The following is a 25,573-nucleotide window of genomic DNA, read 5'->3' as shown; positions in this document are numbered from 1 at the left end:
CTATGAATGACATCGCTCCCTCAAAATCAATTATTCAGTTAACTCTTAGTGTCCGAACCGCTCAGGCGGGCAGGTCTTCATCAGCGGCAGCTCTCTGCTGCGCTGCAATAATCTGCTGCGCTTCACGGATCAGCTTCGGGCCATAGGTCAGCTCCCAAGTCTCAATGTATCGACTGGTCTGCTGCATGAGCCGGAAGAAGTCATAATCGTTGATGTTCAGGAAGACTGTCTGACCCTTCTGGTAGCTGCCCTTCTTCATATGGACGCCACCAAGTGCTGTCTTCTCCTTCACTGCCTTCCCATTTTCAACCTGAATGAACCAGGGATAGTTTCTCGGATTCCCATTTGAGTCAAAGGCTGCCCGTTTAACCGTCACTTTCGTGACCATGGACAGGCCCTTGGCATCCGGCTCCCCGAAAATCTTCTCCTCACTGAAATCGAATTGCTCGACGCCGATGGATACACGGCTGAGTGCATACGCAAAGAACTCGGGAGACAGATTGGCCGTCACACGAATCGTGTTGTTGCCGGTGCCTTTGGAGTAGTCCTGAAGCACCACGCCGATACAGGACCTCTGCCGGCTACCATCGCCCTGCTTCTCGCCCTGAGCGTGCAGATGCGCGTAGTAGTCAACAGGCGCAAGCTTCAGCTTGTCGTTGAATTCGCAGAGCTTCTTATTGGTCATGTAGATTGAAATCTGCTTCTGAATACGCATTTCTTCCATTGTGTGTCGTCCACCTTTCAAAAAAGAATTTTACCAGTGATAATCAATAATGCCGCCGATAAAGAAGCTGTCCTTCGGATCGAGGTCCCGAACCCAGGCGTCCAAAGGGACGAGTTCATCATTATCTTTGAGGTAGATATAATGATCGAACTTATCCTCATAGGCAAACCTGATGGTCACCATGGCCTTGGCAAATTCCGTGGACTTCTCCTGACCGGAGAACACTTCATAGGAGGCCGCCGACAGCAAAGCTGCCGCCTCCTTGAATTTCGCGAAGCTCCCTCTGAAGTAGCGCTCCTTCACATTGTCGGTGAATTGGAGTTTTCCATCTTCATAGGTGCAGTTTCCTGCGAGCGTTCCCAGCAGGGATTCGATGGCGCTTACTCGCTCTTCCGCGTTGATATCAGAGGTTCCATCTGAAATGGAACCATGAAACCAATCAGGAAGATCCGTGTTGGAGTACCGCTCCTCTTCCGGGATTGGCTCGCTGGAAAGCTCATAAATGTAACCGTGCATTTCAATCCTCCTCGTCACTATCTTCGAGCGAATCGAAGATCTCTTCATACGCCCGGTTGACCGGACAGTAATCACAGCTATCTGCCTCACAGCGATTTGCGTTGATCTCGCCACGGCAGTACTTGGAAAACAGTGCCCGGAACTGAGAAATGTCTTCCGGTGTCAGCATTTCATTCGTCATGGCCACACCTCAATCAAACCGATCCAGGTGGGTCCTAATGAATTCATTGGCATAGTAGCAGATCAGCGTCACCAGCATACCCATGCCGATATACGCTTCCTTCGATGCTTCCAGGGTCTTCAGCGAGTACACTCGCATCCGGGAGCGGAACGGATCGTCCTTCATGTCCTTATTCCAGCTCCCGTAGAGGTAGATATCCCCATAAATGCCCTCACTGGACCCGTAGACCACATCGCCAATGACATCGAAATCGCAGCAGTACAGCTTGTCGTACTTCACCGAGCTGCAAAGCAGGTCATAGTCCAGCGGACAATTCTTTTCCGCCTCAGCAAAGCGAGGATCGGTTCTTGCCAACTTGACTGCCGGTTCCATGACATCCGAGACACTGAGATACCGCTTTTCATTTACATCTCGCATAATTCATTCCCCCTCATTCTCATCGTCGCCGTCAAAATCTTCGCCAGAAACCAGGACACAGCCGCAGCTCTCACATTCAATACAGACATCATGGGGATCGTCAGGATCGCCATAAGTCACGCATACGATGTGATGCCCCACATGGGGATACAACTTCTGCATCATCCAGTTCATTGGCGGCATTTGTCTCTCATCAAGCATAGGGCACCGCCTTCCTGGCTGTTTCAATTCCCATGCTCCAGGCGATGCGGAGCAGTTCGTAACCACTCAAACGATACCCGTACTTCCGGCAGCGCTTCTTGAGGAAGAAGAAATCTCCGTCATGCTTAATGATCCTGCCTTCCATCAGATGATAGGAGCAGGGTTTGTAAAGCACACGCGACTCAGCTTCAGATACCTCACGATCTATCCGTGCTTGATCCACACGGGTGCAGTATTGGACCGCAACATCCAGATGCGGATGCGCAGAAAACTGCGTGCGGATCAGGTTCAGCACCATCTCGCAGATCTCTTTCCGCCGCTCCGGAGTATGACGACTATTGAATGTCAGGGTCACATAGGAGTAATCCCGTCTGCAACCGCCCACACCCGGCAGGGTGTTGAGGAAGCTGTTGCACCAGAAGAACAAATCCCAGGAATCGCTGTCAAAGGGATACTTCTTGTCTGACCGGTACTGGCAGCACGCGCATTGGCCGGCAATTGCCTCAACGACGCTTTCAATCTCGTCGCTGCGCATCTGCGCGGCACGGATGCGGGTGTTGTCCTCACTGGCCATAGCCAGCTTGCGGTTTCTTGCACACTCATCCTCCGAGTAAACGAAGCTGAGGCGGAGAGAGTAGAAGTCCTCCGCAGCGTAACCCAGCGAGATCATCTCCTGGTCATCTCTGGTGATATAGCTGCGATCATGCCAAATTCTCATTCAGCACCTCCGCCAGACGACTCCAGCAGCTCGGACATCTCCCGAATCTTCTCGATCAGGGCATCCTTGTTCTTCAAAAGCGGCTCATCCATCACCGCATCGTTCAGAGCGCTCAAAGACGACCTGACAGATTTGGCGGGATTGTACCTCTTGAGGGCGACGAAATCTTCACCTACGAACAACTCAAGCGGGTCTCCTTCCCGGATATTGAGCTTGCGCCGGATCTCCTTCGTGATCACGATTCTTCCGAGGTCATCAATTCTACGGACTATACCAGTTGCTTTCACAAATCATTCCTCCAGTATTCATGTAGTTTCGCTTTACCAGACCGAGCGCCAGCCGTGTTGATTCACTCGTGTCTTCAGCTCATTTGCTTTTATATCCGCTGCTTCCTGCTCGCCCTCATCGGGGTAGGCAGATACATCCAGGTCATACACATCCGGACTCACATCAGCATTGGCATAGATGTTCCGAACAAGGCCGCCTTCGACTTCGACAGCGATTTCGACATCAAGTTGATGCGTTTCGATTGTCCAGGTTACGAAATTCGGATCATCACGGATTACTGCCTGATCATCCCGGCAGTAGCACTCATGCTCTTCCGTCTGGCAGCTCTTATCAAAGCCCCACAGTTCAAGGGTCTTCTCATACACGCTGCGCATAGTGTTCTGCGCGGTCTCCAGGTCCAGGAAGGAACATACCTCCGAACCACATCCGGAATCCGTGTCCTGATGAAAAATCAAAAGATACAATGTCATTTCTTCATTCCTCCGGCACCGCACTGCTTTCTCCTCATGCAATGCAGAAAATCCTCTGTAGGCTCCCAATCACTTATGACCAGCACGAATGCAGAGCGAGGGTGACTGTCACAAACAAAGTCACCCTCGCCGATATACATGCAATGATCACAAAGGCCGGGATCACAGTACTTTGCAGGTCGCCTTTGGGCTCTGCGGATCTTTACCTTTGCTCTCTTCTTCATTTTGTTACCTCATAACGGCAGATGCCGGGAAATCAGGTTGGTCAGCATCACAGGAAGCTGGTTCAAATCCGTAATATCCAGGAAGCCAGCGCCGTAGATGCGCTCGATCCGGTCACGGTCATCGCCAATAGCAGCTGCAAAAATCTGCACGCCTTTCCTGCTGTACTCCAGCTTGATCCCTCTCAGATCCGCCTCCGCCTCAGTACCGGAATACCCGGTATCGTTGGGTTGGCCGTCGCAAATGATGAACAGCATCTTGACTTCAGCCGGCTGCTTGCTCAGCTTCTCAGCTACAAACCGCAGCGCAGCACCGTCACGATTACAGCATCGGGCACTCATATCCATCAGCCGGTATCTGTCCTTCTTATCCACGGAGTCGAACTCCGCATACGAAAACAGTTCCACATGGGAGTTGCTCGCTGTATGGCCGGTAATCATGATAGGGATGCCCAGCTTCTCACAAAAGTCCTGAACGACAATCGCTGTCGCTCTGGCCCTCGTGATTCTGTCCGAGCCGCACATGCTGCCCGACTCATCAATGAGCAGAGCCACGGCAAGATTGATCGGTTCGGTCGGAAGCCGGGTATTGCAGAAGATACGACCGTCATCCCGGTGGAATGCGTGCTGATTGAGCCGTTTCCCGACATACAGGCCTGTCTGCTTCCCGCCCTGGCGTTTATCACGCAGGATGGGGCTGACACTGCGCTGAAGCCGCTTGGAGAGCAGAAGCAGCTGCGGAGCCACGCTTGAGTAGCTGTCAACGAGGGTCTGGTCAACCTGAGCCATGCGATGTACCGTAACATGAATGTTCCGATGCGCATTCCCATATCGGATACTGTCTGCCTCACGCTGGAGTTCTTCAGACAGTTCCTCTTCCATCGCCTCATTGACGCGCCCCTGCGCCATGTGCTCCAGTAGTCGCTCAATATCTTCCGCTGCATGGCCATATCCATAGCCCTCATACTCGCCGTCCTGCGTCACACCGCCGTCTCCGACACTCTCAATACTGTTGGTCTTATGAGCGGCAATACGCGCCGTTTCCTCCGACAGCACCCGTTCCATCTGCGCCAACAGCGCCGCCTCCCGATCCTTATCCGGCACAAACGAACCGTTGGATGGGACTGCGCCTGTTTTTCCAGTGAAGTTCACAGGGGCTTTGGGTAACTGACTTTCAAGAGCTTCCTTGACCGCTTCTGTACCTGCGTCTTTCGACTCTTCATCTGACGAGCCGCCGCTACTCCCAGAACCGTTTCCGGAGCCGGCAGCGGCTGCCGACTGCTGTTGTTGGTTCTGCTGCGCCTGCTGTTTCTTGTCCCGCAGGTCGTCGAAACAGCGCTGCATCATCGGCCAAAGATCAATCATGATCTGATTAACTGCCTCAAAGCGGGCGCGAGCATCCTCATCAAAGATGCAGGAATCCACCAGCGGGATATACGACATGAACTTATCAAGGATTTCTCCGGAATAGCCGGACAGGTTATTCACCTCTCTGGCTCGGACATACTGGATCAGGAGATTCAGCACGATATTGTGGTCGTAAAACTTCTTGTTGATCATCGTCTCAATATCCGGGACTGTTTCTGCGAACCGCAGATTATTCAGTGCGATGCCACGGGCGGGAGTGCCCGGAAACTCATAGGAGCTCCGGGCATCCACATAACCGTCTTCAAGGATATTGCTGAGTGCTTTTGCCGTACTGACGATGACTGTCTTAGGCACCTCATCCGTCTCATCCAGCATTGCCTCCAGGATCTCTTTCGCATAGACCTTATGATCTGCACGAAGTCCGGTCGGCTTTTTGGGATAATACTTGCCGAGAAGCAGTTTGTTGAAGTATGCCCGCGCAATCCGATTGTCCGTGAACAGGTCATGGCCATTCTCATGGGCGTTCAGACCCTCGATGCTTAAGGAGCGCAGGTATCTGCTCGGCATACTCCAGGTAATGTGGTTACAGGCATTGATGAAAATGCCTCTTGGATCAATATAGGCTACTGTTGGATCATTCGGATCGGCATAAACGATAACCTTGAGGGGCCTGCCATACTTTTTTGTGGATGCCTCCGTAAGGTCTGTCAGATAGGCGCAATACTCTTTCGAGGTGAAAAACTCCTCGTCTGTGATCTTGCTCTTCTCCTCCAGCACACGCTTACGGATTGTCAGGTGGGATGTTCTCATTCCTTCACATCCCCCTTATGCGGTCATACACAGAATTTCAGACATCATTCCCTGAAGCAAGCTCTCCAGCTCAACCGCCAGTTCGCTGGCAGGCATCTGCGGGTAGTACCAGAGCAGAGCTTCATCCACGCCAAACAACCGGATGATGATAGGGATCTTGCTGCACTTGGGATAGGTCATGGGATTTACCATGAATTCAATGCCCGAATAGCAGAAGATCAGCTCCAGAATGCTGCGGATATATGCCGCAGCTTCTTCGGGGGTAACATCTCCTTTAGGCCGTTCATCCTTCGTACAGGCTACCGCCACTGCCACCGCATACTTGAAAAAGTTAGTTCCGTCGTTCTTCATGTTCTACACCTCATTTCTCAAATTACAGTTTGGATGCACAGAACCTTCCGCCCGATCCGGACGGCAATGGGGTTCCAGAACACATCTTGAAAGTCTCGCTCCAGTTTTTCCGAGTTCATGCAGAGAACGGATCTCCTCGTGAGTTTCCACGACCAGCCAGTGTTTTCCTCCACCATCACTGTCCTACGCTTCGTTCCCAATGCAAAGGTCAATTGTTTCCCCTTGTGGTCGAAACGGTAGTAGATGTCGTAATGTGGATTGGTCCGGCAGGCGCAATGCTCGAAACCGTCTTTATCCGGCGTGGCCGGCATGACCTGGTTTTCATTGATTGACGCCTTCAACACATACAGCTGGGGTGTGATCACAATACGGTCCTGGTAATCTGGCATGTCCGGGAACACATCCAAATCGCTGCCGCAGATGGCGGCCAGGGTATCCTCCACGGAATAATCCGCAGATCTGTAACTGGCTAACCCGGCAAAAAAGTTGATAGTCTCATTGGAGCCAATTCCGACTCGGATTCGTGCATCCGGATAACAGGATTTCAATGCCGCAATCAGCGCAGCCCTGTCGGTTGCGCCAACTTTACGCTCCCTCATGCCGATTACCTCACAAATTGCTTTTCCAAGCAGGTGGAGATCAGATCAGCGCGGTTATCAGGGTCAGCAGAGGCCGAAGCGATGACGGTGGTTAAGGCGGACTCGTAGGGGTCTTTGGTGATCATCGTGGACAAAACCCACGCCTTCAGTTCCCGCATTCCGCAGCTGCCATCCGTTATCATGGTCTGCCGGCAGCGTTCTGCCATATCCCTCACGACACCTGCCATCTTCGTAACCTCCTGCTCATCGGTGCAGCCGGTAACATTCATCACCCGCTTCACCATGGTGGCAAGGTCAGGAGCGCCGATGTCGTAGATCAGATCCATACGCGAAATCACGCTTTGGTTAACATCTTTGCAGCCTGCATAATCCGAGTTGGTGGTCACGACAATGACCGTATCCGGATGCCGTTTCACACGCTCACCGGTGGGCAGCGTGATTGTCTGGCAGTTATCCAACAGGGAGTTGAGGCCTACCAGAACGCCAGGGTTTGCGATGCAGGAAGGCTCCTGAAGCTCACAAACATATCCGTAGCGAATTGCCTCAATCAGCGGCGTATCCACATAGCGAATGCGCTGACCGTGTTTCTCCTCCTTGACAGCCAACCTGCCGACTGCGATCTCAATCAGCTTCTCCAGCACATCGTCTTCCGTTTTATCATCGTCATACACGCCGGTCAGCGCCTGATAGACAGACGGTGGGTGCATAATGATGTCGGAGATTTTCGGCAGCTCGCCGAGATTGCTGTTGACGCCGGTATCAGAGCCGCTGTCGGGAATGAATTGGCCGATCAGATCCGAGATTTCCGTGTTGGCGCTGCAAGTCATCAAAGTGTAGGGCAGATGCAGACCTGCCGCTATCGCCTGGGCACCCATGGTCTTTCCGGTGCCCGCCTCACCGCGAAACAGGAAGTTCCGCATGGGTTGGCTGGTCGGCGTTGTCAGCTTGGCGTGCTCGCAGACCCTTACTACCTCGCGTGGAATGATGTACCAGTCAGGCAGCTTTGGAACCATGTTCTCTTCGCGGCTGGTCAGCGTGCGCTGGCTCAGCGTGTATTTCCCAACGAAGTCAGCATGGTTATAAACGGTCGCTGCGGAAGAGAAGCCGGCACCCGGCGTCAGAATGGTGAACTCACCATAGACCGCTCCGGTCGGCGCATAGCTTCCGCTGTCGATAGCCAACTGGGACAAGCTTGTGATATTGCCCGTTGTCGGAACAGAAATCTTGACGCCCGCCATATTCAGAGAATTGGCGTTCTCCACGCGGCGATAGATGTTGTCGCATAGGCGCAGTGCGTTCTCGAAGGCGCTGTCCATATCCGGCCAGTTATTCTTCATGGCTTCCCTGAACTCCTCAAACTCATGTTGGAATTCAGTGTCAGTCTCAAAGACCGGCATCAGGCAGAAGAGCAACGCAGAGCCGGAAGCTTGACCAGCCCCGACCGTGTATGCCTTCGGCGTGGGATCGCCATTCTCGAACTGTCCAGCAATGAATTTGCCAGTGCTCGTAGAGAACACAACACAGTCCCTTTTATTCGCAGAGCAATACTCCGCAATGCGATAGCTACTGCCCTGATGTCCTACGACACCCAAATCCTCGGTGTAAGTACCAGCTTCCGCCGCATTGGCCAGCTTGGCATAAGCCAGCAGCGCACGCATGGTCGGTGCGTGCAGGGTTGCTTTCTGGACCGATCCAGCATAGTTATACTGGGATTGGCCATGATTCTGAGCTCCACTGTACTTGGGATCATCAAAGGGTGCGGGAATAGACAGCTTAAATGACCAGCTTTCAAAAAGTTTTCCTCTTGCCATTTCGTATTAACTCCTTCATGTGATTACCAGGACAGCAGCAAACCTTCCGGTTTTACCGCTGCGGTAATTTCGTCTTCCTTCAGTACTTGGCAGAACTCATCCCAAGCAAGCCGGGGCGGGAAGTGTTGGATTTGCTCAACCGTTTCTTCCGTTCCCGAGGCTGTGATATACGCCTCGCCATTCTCTCGGATGGTGAGTTTGCGATGCCCCTGGGCGTTGAGATCGTCGATCATCCGGGAGATGATCTTCTCGCCCTCGTCCTGATACCAGGTCTTCACATCCACGCGCTCGATGATTTCATCCTCTTCGAGATCGCTGCTTTCCAGCGAGAGCTTTGTGGCATCCTTGAGCTGGGTTGCCTGGATCATGGTGATGGACAGTTTCCCGGACTTCATGATGGTCACTTCTCCAAAGTTGAAGGGCTCTGCGTTGGACACACGAATGCGCCACACACCGCCTTTACAAAGCTCATCGGATGAGGGTCTCTTGACCCAGAGCCATGAGACCATTGGATAAGTGTCTTTCAGCTGTTCCGTAATTCTGAAGTTGATCTGCCGGATCAGGAAAAGCTCACTGTCCGGCGTCGGTTTTGCGGGTTCCTTTGGAGCCTCATCTCTCAGCTTGGCGAGTTCCTCCGTCTTCTTCCTGTGTTTACTTCTCTGCACTGCATTACCGATGGGTGTCGCAAGAGAGGCCGCCAGCCAGGTGACAAGTGCCGCAACAGCAATCCACTGGAAAGCAGGGTGCTTGAAGATGGCACAGAGAAACATGGTTGGGACTACCAGGCATCGAAAAAAGGTGCTGGGTTTCAGCTTCCGCAGAAGTGTCATTACATAGGCCGTCCTTTCATCATTCGTTACTGCTCCGAAAGCAAAATAGAGGGGCCGCAAGAAGTGATTCTCACAGCCCCTCAATTGTTTTCGTTACACCGGAAGATCGTCAGGATCTTCGACATACGCTTCGTTGTTCACGCTGCCGCGATTGCCGACAGGCGAAGCACCGCCCGTGTGTTCATCGGATTTAGGTTTCGTCCCGACATAGTTCCAGTCGAGGATACCCACATCAGCGGACATCCGGGTTTCCTGGTCACGGTTCTTGTACTCCCGCAGCGTCAGCTTGCCCGTCACATGGATCATCCGGCCTTTCGCAAGGCCAGCTTTCTGAATGCGGCTGGCAATCAGCTCATTGCCAGTGCAGGTGTAGTACGAAGCGTTCTCCTGCGCTCCAAGCTGCTGGTTGACTGCGACGCGGAAGGTGCAGAACTCGCGATTGTTGTGCCCAATTTTGATCTCAGGATCATTGACTAAGCGCCCCTCCAGATTGACAATTGCATACATGGTTTCCATCCTTTCCGTCTGAATGAACAGACAATAAAATATATTCCAAACGCTGTCTCCAGCGATTTGGTCACTCCATTCGTGCCATGCAGATTCATGTCTGATGGCAACAAAAAAACAGCATCATGGCAGCAGGCATTCAATGCCTGCCACAAAGATACTGTCAAAATGCCTGAGTCAAATGCTCAAAGGCTCACTGCTTAACAAGGTCCCAACCACGGGAGAAGTAAACTAAATAAGTACAGGAGCATCTTAGCATTAAACACGACGGTTATCCATAATACCAAAATCTACTCCGATTTCTGCAAGTTTTCCAATAACTCAGCACCCAAAAGGATCTGAGCCGGAGTCATGTTCCGTGGCAATGATGACCGGTCCATTTCCTGCGCAGTGCCCAGCAGGTATATCCGATACCTGTTTGTCGGTTTCAGTAGTGTTCCGCCAGTGATGCGTTCGCAGATCTCACTTCCGTCCTGAAGCTGCATGGTGAGGATGTGGCAGCGGCGCAGCACTTCCTTTCTATCTGAATGAACCACGCCTTCAATCTTCGTAAAATGCCCTCGTTTTATAGACCGATACAGGCTCACAAGCCTCATCGCAGAAAGCAGCGCAATTGTTCCCGTGAGAAGGGATAGTATCCTATCACCAGCAATCACACTCCAAATGATACCGAACCCTACAATTGCCGCACTTAGAAGTAGATGCTTCCAGAAGGTTTCACGAATTACCTGTGGGATATCTTTGAACATATTGATCCTCCTCAGAAAAAGAGGCGGGGGGAGATTCCTCCGCCCGCCTGATAGACTTTATCAAACCACTTCCAAGACGACTTCGTGGTTCAAATAAAGGTTGGAGATGGCCTCCAACACATCATTGCTGTATTCTGACATGAACTCCTCATTTGCAATGGTGGCTTGTGCGGAGTCCGGATAGACGCCGGCGATCACCTTATCTGCTGTGCTGACATCTTCAATTCCACGCTCCACACAGCGGATGATCTCCGCAGTACTCAGCGGAGTCTGCTCGACCAGCCGCATCACGCGGTCTTCCATCTTGGTGCTTACCCGCGTCTTCAGGATCTTGCACGCCTGATGCGCGGATATCTTCCCATTGTGCCAAAGCTTCAGGGCACTCCAGAGTTTACGACCGCCACTGATGTGGAATGGAATCACAAAAGCATCGGAAAGCATATTGTAAAGCGCATCAACTCCAGTGTAGCCCATTCCTTTTACAATGAGCTTCCGCTTGGCCAGCATGGAAAGCAGTTCATCAAAGCTGGGGCGGTTGCCCTTCAGCTCCCGGATCTGCTCATCATAATGCTTCTTCAGCTCGTCGTAGGTCATCACTTCCCAGAGCAGTGTACTCCAAATCACGAATTCGGGGATGGAGATGGGATACAGCTTGCCAAGCTTCTGAATGTACGGGACTTTATGCCCATTCTCGGTCCGGATGCGGTATGTACCAATGGCAGCGTAAAAAGTCATCATAGTATTTTCCTCCTGTCTCGCAGCTGTGTCTAATCTCTCTTACGGGAGAGGTAGGTAAATAACAACAAACTACTTACACACACAGCGCCAAAATGTCCGGCTCGTTGCGAAGCACAGCGCGTGCTTTGGAAATCCATGCGTTCACGCTGTTAACAGTCGTATCGTACCGTTGGGCGATTTCCCGCGTTGTAAATCCAATGCTCTTCAGCTCCAGAGCCTCCATCCCACGCAGAATAGTACCGGACTGCTTTTCCTTACACTGACGAAAGGCTGCCCACACCTCTTTGCCAAACACCCGGTCTTCGATATTGCCGTCGATAGAAACGGAATCAAACAGGAACTGATTTTCTCCGTCTTCATCCGTCAAATCAGCATTATACTGCTGAAGCATGTTTTGCTTCCGGCAGTGATCAATGATCGCATTATAGACATATCGGCTGCCCAGTGGAGAAAAGGTCCCTCTTTCCGGGTGATAGGCCATGGCCGCTCTGCATAGCGCTTCGCAACCGATCTGGTAGAAATCTTCATAGGTCTGGAGCACCTGGCCATTAACCTTGACTCTGCACCGAATCACCCAATCTATGATATCCAGGTTCTCTTCCACCAGTTTGCATTGATATTCCGTCATTTTGTTCATACTCACACCTCCTCTTAACTTGCCGCTTTCTGGTTCCGGGCCAGGATGCGGTCGCACTGTTCAATCAGCTGCTGGCATCGGTATTCACCAAACTTGCCAATGTGCGCGTCATCAGCCGTCAGGCCAAAGGAATCCGCCATCCAGCGATAAGCTGCATTCCGGCTCATGATCCCACTCTGCCAGATGCGGTCGAAACGACGGTGCGCCTTGATCCGCAGGTTTCTGAGATCACCATTGGCTAGCGTTCCCAGCGGAATTCTGGTTCCCGCGTGCATTCCCACATAGGACTTGCACGCCGGGTAGTTCTTGCACACATACAGCTCATCCTTCCTTCTGGGATCGTCGTAGATCTCCGATGCAGGGCGGATGATGGCTACTGCTCCGCAGTGCGGGCAACGCAGCTGTCTCGGGGTCATATCACTTATCTTTTTCTTTTTCATGGCATTCGCCTCCCAATTTTGGTTTTCGTCCCTAGTACTTCCGAGGCGTCTGAAGTACGGTCGGGTATATTTCAAAAAATCTTGCACAAAGTTTTTGCTTTTGTTTTGTGCAAACAGTCTGCTTTCTGGATAAAGCAAAAGCAGCCGCATCGTTTGCGACTGCTGATTTTTGTATTCAGATGGATTGTCCTTTTTATTGGACAGATAATAGTTTATAATGAAGGTACTCAAGAAGCTCAAAGGAGGGCCTGTCCATGGCACGCTCAGCATATCAAAAGCTCAAGCCGCTCTATATCATGAACTATCTGCTCCAGAACTCAGATGAAGACCATCTGGTTTCTATGAGCCAGTTGATTGAGCATCTCGCCGCACATGGGATTCCCAGTGAACGGAAAAGTGTTTACGATGACATCGAGGCGCTGCGCGTTTTTGGCTTGGACATCGTGCAGGGTGGGTCCGGCAAGAATGCCGGCTACTATATTGCCAATCGCAGTTTTGAGCTGCCGGAGCTGAAGCTGTTGGTCGATAGCGTTCAATCCTCCAAATTCATCACCCACAAGAAGACCGCAACACTAATCAAGAAGATTGAAACGCTGGCCAGCATCCACGAAGCGCAACTCCTCAACCGTCAGGTCTATGTAAAGAATCGGATCAAGACGATGAACGAGTCCATCTACTACAACATTGATGCCATTCAAAGTGGGATTTCACAGAACAAGAAGATCCAATTCAAGTACTTCGAGTACACTGTTCAGAAGACGCGCCATTACCGGAAGGATGGTGCGTTCTATGTCGTCAGTCCCTTCGCAATGACCTGGGATGACGAGAACTATTATCTGGTTGCCTTCGACTCTCAAGCTAGGATCATCAAGCACTACCGCGTGGATAAGATGACGGAGATCTCGTCTTCCGAAGAGGATCGGGATGGCTTGGACGCTTATCAGGCTCTCGACATGGCGGTATATGCCCGGAAGGTATTTGGGATGTTCTCCGGTGAGGAGGAATCCGTCCAACTTCGCTTTGAGAATCATTTGGTAGGCGCTGTCCTGGACCGACTCGGCCAGGAAGTCTTCATCATTGCCGATGGCGACGATCACTTTACTGTCCGAGCAGATGTCGTGGTGAGTCCCCAGTTTTTCGCCTGGGTCACCGGCTTTGGTGCCGCCGCACAGATTATTGGTCCGAACGATGTTGTTGAGAAGATGCGTCAGCATATCAACTCAGTGGCCGCATTGTATAGTCCTGCTGGCCAAGCCTAACTACCAGTCAATATCTACAGGGAGAGGAGAACAGAATGGAACCTTTATACAGCGCTGAAACCCGAAATCAAATTGAGCGCGTTATGCGTGTATTCCAGGACTACATCGTAGAATCCAGGCATTTTGATATTCTGTATTCCGAGAAAATTGGTTACATCTATATGGACATTGATACCAAGCGCAGGAAAATAGCGGAGAGCATCTGCTTTCTCGTCGAAGATGGAGAGCAATTGGCCAGACAGCTTGCCTATGAGAAGTCAATTGACACCATGGAAGAAGTGGGGCATTGCCTTGATCCAAGCGAAGCCACTGCATTGGAGCAGGCAGAAATCAGGAAACGCCTGCTGCCGTATTTCCTTCAGCTGCCCGAGTACCGGCACCTGATTGAAGCTCAACCTAAGAACAAATAACATCTCCTATTAATCCCAGGCGGCCCTGTATCGGGCCGCCTTTTTCATTGGGGTTGCAACTCATGCCGCCCCAATGTACCAATCATTTCCTGCAAGCTCAGAGAAATAATCGAATGTCTTCGGCGACACCGCCCGGAGCTGTTCCATCTTCTCAGCATTTCCCTGATTCTCAATCCAATACCGAAAATAGTCGGCGAAATACTCATTGCAGTTTGTTGCGGAATAGTCGCGCATCACTTTCACAGTGCTGGCCGCCTCCTTTGCATAGAGTCGGTTGAATTCCTGGGGGAAGTCCAAAGCTCCATGGAGGAAGTGCCCGAATTCATGGATTGAGGCACTTGGTTTTGAAACATAGATTGTTTTCTCGCGGTACGATGCAGCGCCAATGCAGATCATATCCAGCCGTTTGCTGAGGTCTTCCAGATAGGTGCAATCCAACCTATAACTCCAGTTCCGTGCCGCAAAGCGGTCAAGAATGCTCTGGGGTACTTTTTTGATTTCCCTCACATAGGCGTCGAGCTGAACTGTCTCAATATTCTGAATGTTCAACCGGTTGAGGATCTCCGGCTTTGCCACATCATACTCATGCGTCAAAAGCCAGTAGATTACATGAACTGCTTCTGCCCTCGTCACCAGCTCACTGTCATCCGCATCTTCTGAACATAAGCCAAGCTCACTGCCAATTCGGATGCAGTTTTGGCTTTGGTTCATAGCAATGCCATTGTCATAGAGAGCATAGTCATAGATGGGGATGCCAAAAGCGTGGAATGCGCTTGCGAACAGGTTTCCCCGTGTCATCCGTGTATCAGGGGCAAGGAAGGCGTTTAGATCAAGCCATTCCGCATCATGACCCACCCGGACGCTTTCAACACCGAAAGTCGGTTCCTTCTGCGGCAACTCTATGCCCAATGCTCGGCAAATCATGACTGCCCATTGGCGGACAGTGATTTCTTTCTCCGGAGAGAAGCAATTCTCTCCTGTACCAACTGTGATCCCATGCTCCACCGCATAAGCGATACCGTCATACCAGGGGCTGGTATCATCCACATCCCGAAACACAGATGCCGCCATAGCAGGTACTGCCATCAAAACCAGCAGCATCAAGGAGATAGTCATCGTAAGTAGTCTCTTTTTCATTTTCATTCTCCTTCTTCCGTCTTGAAAAATGAAACAGACCAGCCCCATATCGGGTTGGTCTGTCTGACGTTCGTCAACTCTCTGTAGATTGATGAAACAGTTCGGGCAGCGCTCTTGCCCGGTACTGGCGGTACTTTGTTCCCATGATTCTGGAGGAAGGATCGTTCCGTAGGAATTCCTCTGGTTTTGCTTCCATGATGTAATCAATCCACGCAACTGCATTCTTATAGCTCCGCCGCCGCACTCGAGCTTCATGCAGCTTCTGGTACAGTTCATAGCCCTGTTCGCAGGGCAGGTCATTGAATTCAGCGGCGTGCAGGAGATCTTCAATCTCCATCTCCGCCTGCACCTGCTCCTCCTCCAGCCGGTTTCTCTCATTTCGTATCCGCTTGATGAAAACACAGAATGCGGCGATTTCGGTCAGATAGTAATTGGCATCAAGAAGCTCTTCCGCATCACTTTCTTTCCCGTTTTCCATCATGTTGTCCTCCTCTTGCTCCGTTTCCTCCGTGACAACAAGGGGCTTTGGAGCTGTTATCTCCACCGGCTCAATGCGATAGCCGAGGTTTTTCATCTTTTTCGGCAGTGAGCGAAGGAACTCCTCGGCATTGAATCGCTCAGAAAAGACCTTTGCCTTTCTCCTGTCGGACACGGGGGAAGCACAGCCTCGCTTATCGCTGCGGATGAAGAAAATATCGTTGGTAATGATCCATGGCATGTTAATTCACCTGCATTTCCTTTCTAAGTCACGCCCTTACTTCCGGTACTCCTGCTTTTCAACCGGCGTGACGATTTGATTTGACATTGAACTCGAAATCATGCGGGCACATATTAGGAAAGCCCCCAAAGCGTTACTGCTTTGGGGGCTTGTTGCCGCTGTCAGCGGGAAGAATGTCTCACCTTAAATCGAGGCCCATTCTCTTCGGTGCGGCTAATGCTCTCATCCTCCTCATCATTGGAGAAGAGTTCCACAAATCGGAGTGCACCCTCAGACGAGTCTTCGAGCAATTCGGCCTCCAGCGGATAGTAAGTACCATCTGCCTTCAGGATCAGGTTATCGACGGCAATACGGAATGTCTTACCGTTCGGATAAGTCATTCGCGCCCAGAGATTGGGGCCGCAGGGGATGACGGATACGGCATGATCGCAGCCAAGGATCTTATCGCAAACCTCACTACCGGCAGGGATCATTTCACCGTTGGTCAGACAGATTGTAACAACCCCGTCATCGTGGTCAACGACCTCAACGATGTGATCCACATTGATCATCCGATCTTCAAGTATAATAAAACGACTCATATCAAATATCTCCTTTTCTGCACGCAGGCCAAGGATAGAGGTGATGCCGGCCCGGAGCCTTGGCCATTGCTCCGAGCAGGCATCTGATGCGTAGGCATCACATATATCTACCGAACTGCCAATTCCGGATTAGTACCCAGTCTTAGGCAGAGTGGTATTCTGAAAACGACGGACGGTAGTGACCCAGGTAGCCTTTGCCGTCTGCCATTCATTGAGGTATTTGCCGCCAACATCAGCGCGGTTGATGATCTGGTAGCCATTGCTGACTGTACCCAGGACCTGCACGCGCATGGTGGGCTTGATCACAGATGCAAAGCCACTGGCTACCGTACCGAACTCAAACCGGACATCAGTGACATACTCACCTTGAACCAGGCCCAGCGTCGCCGCATTGAGACTCAGAGAGTAGTTATTGGAGGTCAGCAGGTTGCTGGCCAGCGTCCGGTAATCGTTGAGATTAGTCTTGAAGGTGACTTTGTAGTACAACCGCTGATTGTATGTGCCGGTGGAAATACTCAGCGCTCTGGTAGCATCCGTGGGGATGCGGTCATGCCAGAAGAAGTTGTTGAGTGCCACATTGGAGGTGTTGGAGATACCAGAGAAGTCGTAACTCATCACCTGACCGGGCTGCACCTCACGGTTGCCGGTCTTCTTGATGGTCACGCCCAGATTGGCAGGCTTATTGTAGGAAGACAGCTTGATAATCTGGTTGGGATACTCGATTTCAGCCTCCATCTTCTCGCCGCTGAGCTGATAATAGCCGGGTGCAGACACCTCGGTGACATAGTACCGGCCCAGAGGCAGCGGATCAGACGCTGCAACGCCGCGTGCATCGGTCACAATGTAGCCGACCACAGCGCCGGAGCGTGCCTGCGTGATCTCATAGACGGCACCCTTCAGGGGACTGCCGGCCTTATCGCCCGTGATGGTGTTGTCTGCCGTAGCATACTTGCGGACCTGGATCTGGCCGGTGACAGCAGCATTCTCCCACTTGATCTGGGCACATTTTCCCGCCTCAACATAGACGGTTTTATACTGCTCATCGCGGATATAGCCATCAGCGGCTTCCAGCTCGCGGATATAGTACTTGCCGGGTACAAGCTCGTCATGGACATAGGCATAACCATCCTGATCGGTTTCAACTTCCATAATGGGATTCTTGCCGGAGTCATAGATGACAAACTTGACGCCGTAGATACCCTTTCCGGTATTGGCATCCACCTTATGGATCATAATGGAAGCCATCCGCTGATTGGTGATCTCCACTGTAGTGGTCTCGCCATCCTTCACACACGCCTGAACGGGAGTGGTGTCCAGCTCGTAGCCATCCGCTGCCTTCAGCTCCACGATGCTGTACCAGCCACTCTCAGCGTTGGGAATGCTGATCACACCATTTCGGTCCGTGGTGTAAGTTCCAAGGATCTCACCATTCATCTTCCGGATCTCGAATTTGACGCCAGAGATCCGCTTCCCAGTGTCTTCATCACTCTTCACAATCTGCAATCCACCGGCCAGGGTGTTGTAGAAAGTCAGGGTCTGCGTATCATCCGGATTGACTTCCACTGTCTGCGTCTGGGTTGCCGGGTCAACTACATAACCATCCAATGGCTTGGTCTCTTTGACCACCAGCGTGCCAGTGACACCGCTGATACGGATCTCACCGTTGGCATCCGTCGTATACAAGCCCTTACTGGAGAGATGACCATTGGCGTCATCCACAAAGCTGCCATCTGCATACGTAATCTGGAACTCAACGCCGGCCAGCGGCTTTTCGCTCACACTGTCACGCTTCTGGATGACAATCGTTCCCTGCTTTTTGTTGTAGAAGGTCAAAGTCTGCACTTCGCCTTCCTTAATAAGGATGCTCTTGGGAGTGCCATCCAGAACATAGCCTTCGACCGTCTGCACTTCGCGGGCAGTTACGGTGGTTCCTGGCTCCAGATCTGTAATTACAATGCGACCTTTTTCATCCGTCACATACTCGCCATTACTCCGACCAACAGCAGCGCCGGAGCTGTCTGTCACAAGGAAGTGAACGCCCTCCAGCGGCTCGTGATCTGTTCCCTCAATGAACTTCTGAATCACCAAAGTTGTGCTCGGTGTGTTAAAAAACGTAAGTGTCTGGGTGTCGTTGGGATTGACGACGACCGTTTGGGTCTTCGTCGCAGGATCGATTGTATAGCCGGGTATGGTCCTGGTCTCTGTCACTACCAGCGTGCCCACGACGCCATTGATGGTGATTTTTCCGTCCTTATCGGTATAGTAAAGGCCGTTGCTGCTGATGCGACCGTTTTCATCCGGTACAAACTCACCAGTCGAGGTCGTCACTTTGAAAGTGACCCCCTCCAGCGGCTCGCCCGTCAGGGAGTCCTTTTTCAGGATCACCAGGGAACCGGCTTTGGAATTCTTCACGACCACGGTCTGGGTATCGCCGTTCTTCCCAATGACTACATTGGTAGAAACCGTATCCATAACATAGCCGTCTGGGGCCTTGATCTCATTGATGATGTAGGCACCGGGGGCAAGGTTGGAGATACGGATCTCGCCCTGCGCATCAGTTGTGAAAATGCCATTCTGCGTAAGAGTTGCAGTGCCGATGACGCCATCCAGGCCAACTTCACATCCAGCAGCAGTGGTCACACGGAACTCCGCACCGGACAAAGGCTGCCCCGTGGCGCTGTCCCGCTTCTGGATAATGAGTTTTCCCTTGGGCTGGTTGGCAAAAGTCAGGGATACTGTGCGCCCTTCCTTGATCTGGACCGTCTGAGACTGCGTATCGATGAGGAAACCATCAGGTGCTTTCGTTTCTGTGACGATCACACTCTTTCCAGGCTTCAGACCGTCAATGCGGATCTCACCGTTGACATCCGTCTTGAAAATGCCATTGGCATCGCCGATCAGAGTGCCATCCGCATAAGTCACTTTGAATTCCGCATTGGCCAGCGTCACGCTGGGATTGACGGAGCAGACCTTACGAATCAGCAGAATGCCGTCAGGAGCGTTTTCGAAGCGGACGGTGACAACGCTCTGCTCACCGCTGTCTGCCAGATAGACAGTCTCGGAGGACTGGATGATGCTGTATCCATCCGCCGGGTCCACTTCCTCCAGAATGTAGGTACCGGCAGTCAGTCCCGTCCAGATGGCGGTACCATTTTTGCCGGTGATCTTCTGCCCAATGACGGTGCCGCCGGTGCCGGAAGTCCCGCCCAGGAACCTCAGTTGGAATGTGGCACCAGGCAGTGCTTCGTGGGTCACGCTATCGTATTTCTCGACGATGATGGCATTGAGAGGCGTGTTCTGGAACGTCAGGGTCTTGCTCTCGCTGCCATGCAGGATGACCTTCTGCGTGGAGGGCTCTTTCATCTGGAAGCCGGGAGCGGGTTCCACCTCGGTCACCGTGTATTCGCCGGGGTACAGACGCTTACCGGACTCATGGAGTCTGATCTCGCCATGGGCGTCAGTGAGGAAATACCCGAAATCAATCGTCGCGGGTGCCTCAGCAGATTCGCCGTTGCTGGTATAGGTGATGTGGAATTTGGCACCCTCTACATCCGCTCTTGCGACGCTGTCCTCCTTGTAAATGGTCAGCAGCGGCATTTTGCGGTTTTTGAACGTGATGTTCTTATCATCACCGGCGTTCAGGCTGATTGTCTGGACCCGATCCGCATCCTTATCCGGCAGATAGTAGGGTGCGGGAACGGATTTCTCCGTGATGCGATAGGTGCCGGGAGCAACTCGCTTTGCGACTGTACCGTCTTCGCCAGTAGTCCAGTCACCGCGATAATCGCTGTCAATACCCTCAACAGTAAAAACAGTTCCGGGAACCGAGCTGGAATCGTCCGCATCGATCTTTGTAATCTTCAGCATAGGTTGCTTTAGATTCTCGAAAACGAGCTGCTGATCATCACCGGGGCCCAGATAAATCGTCTGGGTGTTGGTTTCGTCCAGGACATAAGGGTCGGGCACGGACTTCTCCGTGACCTCATAGCTGTCCACCGGAATAGCTGTCAGAACGGCCATGCCGGATGCATCTGTCGTGACATCCTGATGATAGCCGTAGTGGATGCCCTTGATCTCAAACACAGTCCCGGCAACAGGCAGTTTATTCTGCTTGTCCAGCTTCTTGATAGTCAGATTGGGGAGTTTCTGGTCTTTGGCCGTCACGGTGACTGTGCCGCCGCCATTGATAACAGCCTGATCCACATGTGCGCAGACGGGACTCGTCAACCTTGCAAAGGGTGCAGGTGCAAATACCTCGACGAATGCATACATGCCTTCCGTCACATTGGAAACAGTGATCTTGCCAGAGACATCTGTGGCTTCCGTGCCAATCAGCTGGCCGTCCTTGAGGATGTTGAATACTGCCCCAGCGAGAGGCCTGTCAGAGTCATCCTTCTTGATGATCTGAATTTTGACTTTTGCATCGTTTTCAAACACGAGAGATACATTCGTTCTCCCATCCCAGTAAAATTCCTGACGGACTTTACTGGGGTCCTTACTGAGCGTGTATCCTTCAGGAGGCGTTACCTCCGTTGCAACATAGCTGCCGACAGGCATGGTAGACCAGGGCACGTCGCTCAGGGCACCACCTGCTCCGGTCGTGTAGGTGCCGGTAAAGTTATTATCGACACCGGTAATTTTGATGACTGCGCCTGCAAGACCTCTGCCGGGATTGTCCGCATCGACTTTCCGAATATTGCCCGATGCAGTGACAATGGGCGTATCGGTAAAGGTGACTGTAACAGTATTGCTGCCGCTATTTGGCAGGACAACATACTCAGGACCCGCATTATCGATCTCATAGCCTTCCGGCGCTCTGGATTCCGTAATTGCATAAGTACCGGCATCCAGCGGAGAGATCGTGCAGGTACCGTCAGAGCCGGTCGTCACGTCTCGGGAGAAGGAGCCGTTGGTGGCTTCCACATGGAACTGAGCACCAGCAAGGCCCTTCGTGGGATTGGTAGCGTCAACCTTTTTGATGACAATGGTGTACTGCTCATGCGTCACGCTGAGTTCGCCAATGATGACGCTCTGAACGGTATTGGCAGGGTGTGCAGAGGAGCCAGAGCCTGTGAAGGAGTACTCATTCACGGAACAGTCGCCCCATACGCCCTGATTGCCAAGATCCAGGATATACTGTGCACGGTCTCTGAAGGATGTGCCGTCATTGATCTGATCGATGTCGTTGTAGTTCGTGCTCTTCAGAGAGTTCCAAACGTACATCAGCTCTTCAGCACAAGCCTCAGTGGAATTGCTCAGAGTGCCCGCCTTATACCGCCACACAATTGCCTGCACCCAGGCATTCATGTACCAGGTATACTCTGGGCCCCAGATGTCATCCACACCAAGTGCGTGTGCCTGATCAGTGAAGGTGCCGGTGGAGTGTGCGTAGTAATAAGCCATCATGGTTTTGACGGTAGGGTCGGAAATGGGCTGCGGGTTGCCCCAGGTCTGACCGATCAGAGATGTGCCCATACCGCCGCCTTTCACGCCGCAGAAGCCGACAGATGTCTTGCCGCCTACGCCGTAGTACATCTGATGCAGTGTACATCTGCCAAGGCTGGCGGACTGATAGGAAACGCCACTCATACCGAAACGTTCCAGCTTGATGGTGTCTGCCCCTGCCGCAAAAGCAGCGGTGGGAAGCAGGCCGAGGATGCAAATCAACGTCAGCAGCATTGCCGTCACGCGGGTTCGCAAAGAATACCATGTCTTCTTCATAATCATTTGACCTTTCTGATAGATTTGCTTATAAAAATGGCCCTTCAGCAGACGAGCTAAAAGGCCATTTAAGCACATATGGACTTATGCGTAGGGATTGATTGCTGAGGGATTTCCAACAAACAGGAAGCAGACCGTACCGCGATCATCGTCTGTGATTCCGACGCCGATGGTGTCGCAATTGGGATCGATCATCGTCTGGAAGTGGTCTGGAGAGTTAATCCAATTCTCTACAGCACACTCTGCGATCTGCGAAGTGGGTACGCTGGTAAATGCAGTGATATTCGATCCAAATCCATGAGGATACCCGTACTTTGCAACAGCCTCACATTCCACCTGGTTCTGATGATACGTGACATGCAGTGAGGAGCAATACTGCGCGGCATTCATCAATGCCGTGTTGACAGTCAGCTCCCGAACGCCATTTTCTCGTCTTACCTCATTGATCCGCTCGATGAGTTCCTGCCGCATCGCGTCAGTATTCTGAGCATTGGAGCCTTGAGGAATTTCGACTTGTTCTGCCTGAAGGACAGTCAGTGTCAAGCTGGCAGTTCTGCCGTCCATGTCTGTCACAACCACATCGGCGCTGCCGGTGCTGACTGCGATAGCGGTCCAGAAACCGGATATCTTTTCCACTCTGACAACATCCGGGCGAGTAGATACAACACTCTTCACCTCGGAGCTGGGATTGATATTCAATCCGCTGCGTTCCCCAGTATGGAGCTCGGTGCCTTTATAACTCCCGACTCGGATACTGGATTTTTCAGGTGCGACTCCAGTGTATGGGTTCCCGGTATCAATCTGAACGCCGGAACTCCAATACACATTGAATCCCACCTGTGAGCCGATGTCTCGGAGCTTGACGTAGTTATGGCCAGCAATGTTGTAGGCTTCCATCGCCACCTGCTGCCCATCAACATAAATAGGCTGCCAGGTTGGCTCGGCAACCACACCTGCCGCTTGCGTAGGCTGCGGTGCAAAGAGCGTGGTGCCAATCAGCACGCCAGCCATCATGGATAGGATCTGTTTTCTCATTGCATTTGTACCTCACTTTGTCGTATTCCCAGCCGCTCTCTGTGAGGTGGTTCGGATCACATGGTTTCGGTTGCCCGAAGGCCAAGGAGGAAGACTTCGTCTTTTGTATACAGTCTGCGCCGTTCCATGTCCCGCATCTGATCGTAAGCCTCACGAGGGATACGGACATGGATGGTCACGAGTGTACCAGCCTGTGCAGATCTGGTACGATGCTCGCGATTACGGGGTTTCGTGTTTTTCATAGTCATTCCTCCAATGATTTATCGAATCTCCACAGCCTGAACACACAGACGCAGAGAGGGCTGGTTTGCAATACAGGTGATCATGGTGATCCGGTTATCTCCCATCTCATTGAGGTAGGAGTAATCCGTGCTGGCAATCGTGCCGACGAAGGTGACTTCGTAAGTCCTGATCCCCTGGTTGGTCGTATAGGTAACAGTGTCGCCGACTTTGGCATTCTTCAGCTTCGCGAAGTATGCGTGGCTGCCACGATTATGCCCGAACAGTCCGATGTTGCCATCATAGAGTCCGGAGCCGGTATAGTGGCCAGCACCTTTCGCCATGGAAGCATCGGTCGCTCCTTCATATACTTTGGCGCTGAGGCCAATGCGTTTGATGGATACGGTGCCGATGCTGCCATCCTTCTGCGTCAGGTCAGCAACAGTCAGGTAGGGGCGATACGGCAGTTCAATGGTGCCGCCAGAGATGATGCTGGAATTGCTGAAATCGGATTCCGGGTACATGGTGGTGCTAGAGCCGCCGATACCGTACTGGATACCACTGCTGAGGTACGGATTATTCAGCGAAGTCTCCAGGAACTCCTGGCTGAGGCCGTACTTCAGTTCCGGAATGTCGTAGTCGATCTGATTACGAGCGCCGTAGTTGTACCCGGCGTCATACAAATCTTCATAGTTGGTGCTTCCGTAGTAGTCCGGCTTGGGATCGGTGGTAAAGGAATAGTCCGCTGCGCTGGCACTGACGGCCATGCTTGCCATCAGCGCCAGGGTCAGCACGAGTGTAGGGATGGTCTTTCTTTTCATATTGCTGCCTCCTCATGGTCCGCATTCTCCTCTGTCGGTGCAGTGCCGACATCCACCTTGAACCAGTAGGGACCATTCACGGTTCCCACCGTGTGGTCGAAGGTCTGGTCAAAGTAGCGGAGATTGATTTTCTTGCCGAATAGCTTCCTTGCCGCTTTTTCATCTACCTCTATGGCAATCACGCCTTCGGGTACATTCTTCAAGCGGTCAATTCGCAGTTCCGGATTGCGGGTACGCAGGAGGAGCCTGCCACATTTGTCATATTCGTTGCCCTTGCCGGTAGATTCATACACTGTTGTATTCTTACGGGTGAGCAAGGCAATCAACAACAAAGCGCCCGCTGCGGTCAGGACAATCATGCCAGCGATGGGCAATGCCATGCTGGGTTCTTCCTCCACCACAATGGGTGTACCCAGGTAAGTTACCGTGTACTTGATGCTGGAAATGCCGGATGCGGTGACGGTGCCGGTATAGTCAGCAGTGGTGATATAGCCGGTTGCCACACTGGAATATGCCGTACCGCTGTAAGTGGCAACAGCGGTGTAGGTTGCGGGGACAAGCTCATCGCCGACCAGAGCAGTACTCTCCACGCTCCAAGTCACATTGGAAAGGCTCAGCGTTCTGCCGTTCTTTACCACGGTCTTGTCGATGTAGGAGGAGTCGTTTCTGTCGAGGCCGGTGTAGTTTTTTGTTGCTGTCACCGTATAGCTGCTGTTCTTATAGCCAGCCGCCTCGGTCTTGATGGTGCTGTGGTCCAGTGCCAAAGTGCCCGAAGCCACGCCGTTGTCATATTCAATGGTGGGCTTCAGTTCAGCGAGGATATCTTCCAGGTTTTTGGTGCTGGTGGTAATGGTCACGGTCTCAGTATGCAGGTTCTGTTCGTTGTAAGTCTGCTCTTCCTTGACCGTGCTGCTGTGGGAATAGAGGAAGCCATCATACTCGAAGTCCTCTTCCGCCAGACTGGACGGGTCCTGTTCGGGCAGGAGCGTGAAGACCTTGATGGCAAGCTGCTGGCCATTGAGGTTCTGATAGGTCACATCATCGGGGATGTATTCTGCGGCACTTGCGCTCACACACAGGCCGAGGCTCAGGGTGA

The 25,573-nt window shown here is 52.1% G+C and carries 26 protein-coding genes and 1 pseudogene; 2 read left to right on the top strand and 25 right to left on the bottom strand.

Going from position 1 to position 25,573, the window contains the following annotated elements; genetic code table 11:
* Window positions 1-61 precede the first annotated feature (61 nt).
* From Q0Z71_RS04385 to Q0Z71_RS04300, 18 genes and pseudogenes are all read right to left on the bottom strand, one after another.
* On the bottom strand, window positions 62-724 hold the full coding sequence (locus tag Q0Z71_RS04385) for a hypothetical protein (RefSeq protein ID WP_298018790.1): 663 nt from the start codon (window positions 722-724) through the stop codon (window positions 62-64).
* Between the two features lie 30 nt (window positions 725-754).
* Window positions 755-1,240 carry a hypothetical protein gene (locus tag Q0Z71_RS04380; RefSeq protein ID WP_298018787.1) on the bottom strand — a complete coding sequence of 162 codons (486 nt, stop codon included), beginning with the start codon at window positions 1,238-1,240 and terminating at the stop codon, window positions 755-757.
* A gap of 1 nt (window position 1,241) precedes the next feature.
* A complete protein-coding gene (locus Q0Z71_RS04375) occupies window positions 1,242-1,421 on the bottom strand; it encodes a hypothetical protein (RefSeq protein ID WP_298018784.1) in 180 nt (59 codons plus the stop codon).
* Between the two features lie 9 nt (window positions 1,422-1,430).
* Window positions 1,431-1,838: a hypothetical protein gene (locus Q0Z71_RS04370; protein ID WP_298018781.1), complete on the bottom strand. Its 408-nt coding sequence runs from the start codon at window positions 1,836-1,838 to the stop codon at window positions 1,431-1,433.
* Between the two features lie 3 nt (window positions 1,839-1,841).
* Window positions 1,842-2,039 carry a hypothetical protein gene (locus Q0Z71_RS04365; RefSeq protein ID WP_298018778.1) on the bottom strand — a complete coding sequence of 66 codons (198 nt, stop codon included), beginning with the start codon at window positions 2,037-2,039 and terminating at the stop codon, window positions 1,842-1,844.
* Entirely contained in the window at window positions 2,032-2,757 is a 726-nt protein-coding gene (locus Q0Z71_RS04360; RefSeq protein WP_298018776.1) for a hypothetical protein, read from the bottom strand. Before Q0Z71_RS04360 ends, Q0Z71_RS04365 begins: the two co-directional genes overlap by 8 nt.
* 137 nt (window positions 2,758-2,894) lie before the next feature.
* Window positions 2,895-3,044, bottom strand: a pseudogene (locus Q0Z71_RS04355) (AbrB/MazE/SpoVT family DNA-binding domain-containing protein); the annotation flags it as partial.
* Window positions 3,045-3,077: 33 nt separating this feature from the next.
* Window positions 3,078-3,515 carry a hypothetical protein gene (locus tag Q0Z71_RS04350; RefSeq protein WP_298018774.1) on the bottom strand — a complete coding sequence of 146 codons (438 nt, stop codon included), beginning with the start codon at window positions 3,513-3,515 and terminating at the stop codon, window positions 3,078-3,080.
* Between the two features lie 233 nt (window positions 3,516-3,748).
* On the bottom strand, window positions 3,749-5,914 hold the full coding sequence (locus tag Q0Z71_RS04345; protein ID WP_298018772.1) for a cobaltochelatase CobT-related protein: 2,166 nt from the start codon (window positions 5,912-5,914) through the stop codon (window positions 3,749-3,751).
* A 15-nt stretch (window positions 5,915-5,929) separates the two neighbouring features.
* Window positions 5,930-6,265 carry a hypothetical protein gene (locus Q0Z71_RS04340; RefSeq protein ID WP_298018771.1) on the bottom strand — a complete coding sequence of 112 codons (336 nt, stop codon included), beginning with the start codon at window positions 6,263-6,265 and terminating at the stop codon, window positions 5,930-5,932.
* 17 nt (window positions 6,266-6,282) lie between these two features.
* Window positions 6,283-6,864: a hypothetical protein gene (locus Q0Z71_RS04335; protein WP_298018769.1), complete on the bottom strand. Its 582-nt coding sequence runs from the start codon at window positions 6,862-6,864 to the stop codon at window positions 6,283-6,285.
* Window positions 6,865-6,869: 5 nt separating this feature from the next.
* Complete coding sequence (locus Q0Z71_RS04330; RefSeq protein WP_298018768.1) at window positions 6,870-8,675, bottom strand: AAA family ATPase; 1,806 nt, start codon at window positions 8,673-8,675, stop codon at window positions 6,870-6,872.
* A gap of 23 nt (window positions 8,676-8,698) precedes the next feature.
* Window positions 8,699-9,505 (bottom strand): hypothetical protein, encoded by an 807-nt coding sequence (locus Q0Z71_RS04325; protein ID WP_298018766.1) that lies wholly within the window; start codon window positions 9,503-9,505, stop codon window positions 8,699-8,701.
* Window positions 9,506-9,598: 93 nt separating this feature from the next.
* The gene (locus tag Q0Z71_RS04320; RefSeq protein ID WP_298018764.1) at window positions 9,599-10,012 is read right to left on the bottom strand and encodes a single-stranded DNA-binding protein; all 414 of its coding nucleotides are present in this window, start codon (window positions 10,010-10,012) and stop codon (window positions 9,599-9,601) included.
* A 290-nt stretch (window positions 10,013-10,302) separates the two neighbouring features.
* Window positions 10,303-10,761 (bottom strand): hypothetical protein, encoded by a 459-nt coding sequence (locus Q0Z71_RS04315; RefSeq protein ID WP_298018763.1) that lies wholly within the window; start codon window positions 10,759-10,761, stop codon window positions 10,303-10,305.
* 60 nt (window positions 10,762-10,821) lie between these two features.
* Window positions 10,822-11,499 carry a hypothetical protein gene (locus Q0Z71_RS04310; protein ID WP_298018761.1) on the bottom strand — a complete coding sequence of 226 codons (678 nt, stop codon included), beginning with the start codon at window positions 11,497-11,499 and terminating at the stop codon, window positions 10,822-10,824.
* A gap of 73 nt (window positions 11,500-11,572) precedes the next feature.
* Window positions 11,573-12,136: a sigma-70 family RNA polymerase sigma factor gene (locus Q0Z71_RS04305; protein WP_298018759.1), complete on the bottom strand. Its 564-nt coding sequence runs from the start codon at window positions 12,134-12,136 to the stop codon at window positions 11,573-11,575.
* 14 nt (window positions 12,137-12,150) lie between these two features.
* A complete protein-coding gene (locus tag Q0Z71_RS04300; RefSeq protein ID WP_298018757.1) occupies window positions 12,151-12,576 on the bottom strand; it encodes a zinc-finger-containing protein in 426 nt (141 codons plus the stop codon).
* A gap of 254 nt (window positions 12,577-12,830) precedes the next feature.
* On the opposite strand from Q0Z71_RS04300, the gene Q0Z71_RS04295 reads away from it, so the two are divergent.
* The gene (locus tag Q0Z71_RS04295; protein ID WP_298018755.1) at window positions 12,831-13,835 is read left to right on the top strand and encodes a YafY family protein; all 1,005 of its coding nucleotides are present in this window, start codon (window positions 12,831-12,833) and stop codon (window positions 13,833-13,835) included.
* A 35-nt stretch (window positions 13,836-13,870) separates the two neighbouring features.
* Window positions 13,871-14,245 (top strand): hypothetical protein, encoded by a 375-nt coding sequence (locus Q0Z71_RS04290; protein WP_298018753.1) that lies wholly within the window; start codon window positions 13,871-13,873, stop codon window positions 14,243-14,245.
* Window positions 14,246-14,305: 60 nt separating this feature from the next.
* Here Q0Z71_RS04290 and Q0Z71_RS04285 read toward each other — a convergent pair whose 3' ends face one another.
* From Q0Z71_RS04285 to Q0Z71_RS04255, 7 genes are all read right to left on the bottom strand, one after another.
* Complete coding sequence (locus tag Q0Z71_RS04285) at window positions 14,306-15,382, bottom strand: anthrax toxin lethal factor-related metalloendopeptidase (RefSeq protein ID WP_298018750.1); 1,077 nt, start codon at window positions 15,380-15,382, stop codon at window positions 14,306-14,308.
* Between the two features lie 73 nt (window positions 15,383-15,455).
* Window positions 15,456-16,100 (bottom strand): hypothetical protein, encoded by a 645-nt coding sequence (locus tag Q0Z71_RS04280; protein ID WP_298018747.1) that lies wholly within the window; start codon window positions 16,098-16,100, stop codon window positions 15,456-15,458.
* 161 nt (window positions 16,101-16,261) lie between these two features.
* Entirely contained in the window at window positions 16,262-16,681 is a 420-nt protein-coding gene (locus Q0Z71_RS04275; protein ID WP_298018744.1) for a hypothetical protein, read from the bottom strand.
* A gap of 129 nt (window positions 16,682-16,810) precedes the next feature.
* Complete coding sequence (locus tag Q0Z71_RS04270) at window positions 16,811-22,402, bottom strand: SpaA isopeptide-forming pilin-related protein (RefSeq protein WP_298018741.1); 5,592 nt, start codon at window positions 22,400-22,402, stop codon at window positions 16,811-16,813.
* 84 nt (window positions 22,403-22,486) lie between these two features.
* Window positions 22,487-23,437 (bottom strand): CAP domain-containing protein, encoded by a 951-nt coding sequence (locus Q0Z71_RS04265; protein WP_298018737.1) that lies wholly within the window; start codon window positions 23,435-23,437, stop codon window positions 22,487-22,489.
* A 260-nt stretch (window positions 23,438-23,697) separates the two neighbouring features.
* Entirely contained in the window at window positions 23,698-24,477 is a 780-nt protein-coding gene (locus Q0Z71_RS04260; protein WP_298018734.1) for a class D sortase, read from the bottom strand.
* Window positions 24,474-25,550, bottom strand: coding sequence for a hypothetical protein (locus Q0Z71_RS04255; protein WP_298018731.1), 1,077 nt, complete (start codon window positions 25,548-25,550; stop codon window positions 24,474-24,476). Before Q0Z71_RS04255 ends, Q0Z71_RS04260 begins: the two co-directional genes overlap by 4 nt.
* Window positions 25,551-25,573: the final 23 nt, after the last annotated feature.

The sequence above is a fragment of the uncultured Dysosmobacter sp. genome (genome assembly GCF_947631635.1).
Classification (GTDB): Bacteria; Bacillota; Clostridia; order Oscillospirales; family Oscillospiraceae; genus Oscillibacter.
This window is presented reverse-complemented; position numbering and strand designations above follow the sequence as displayed.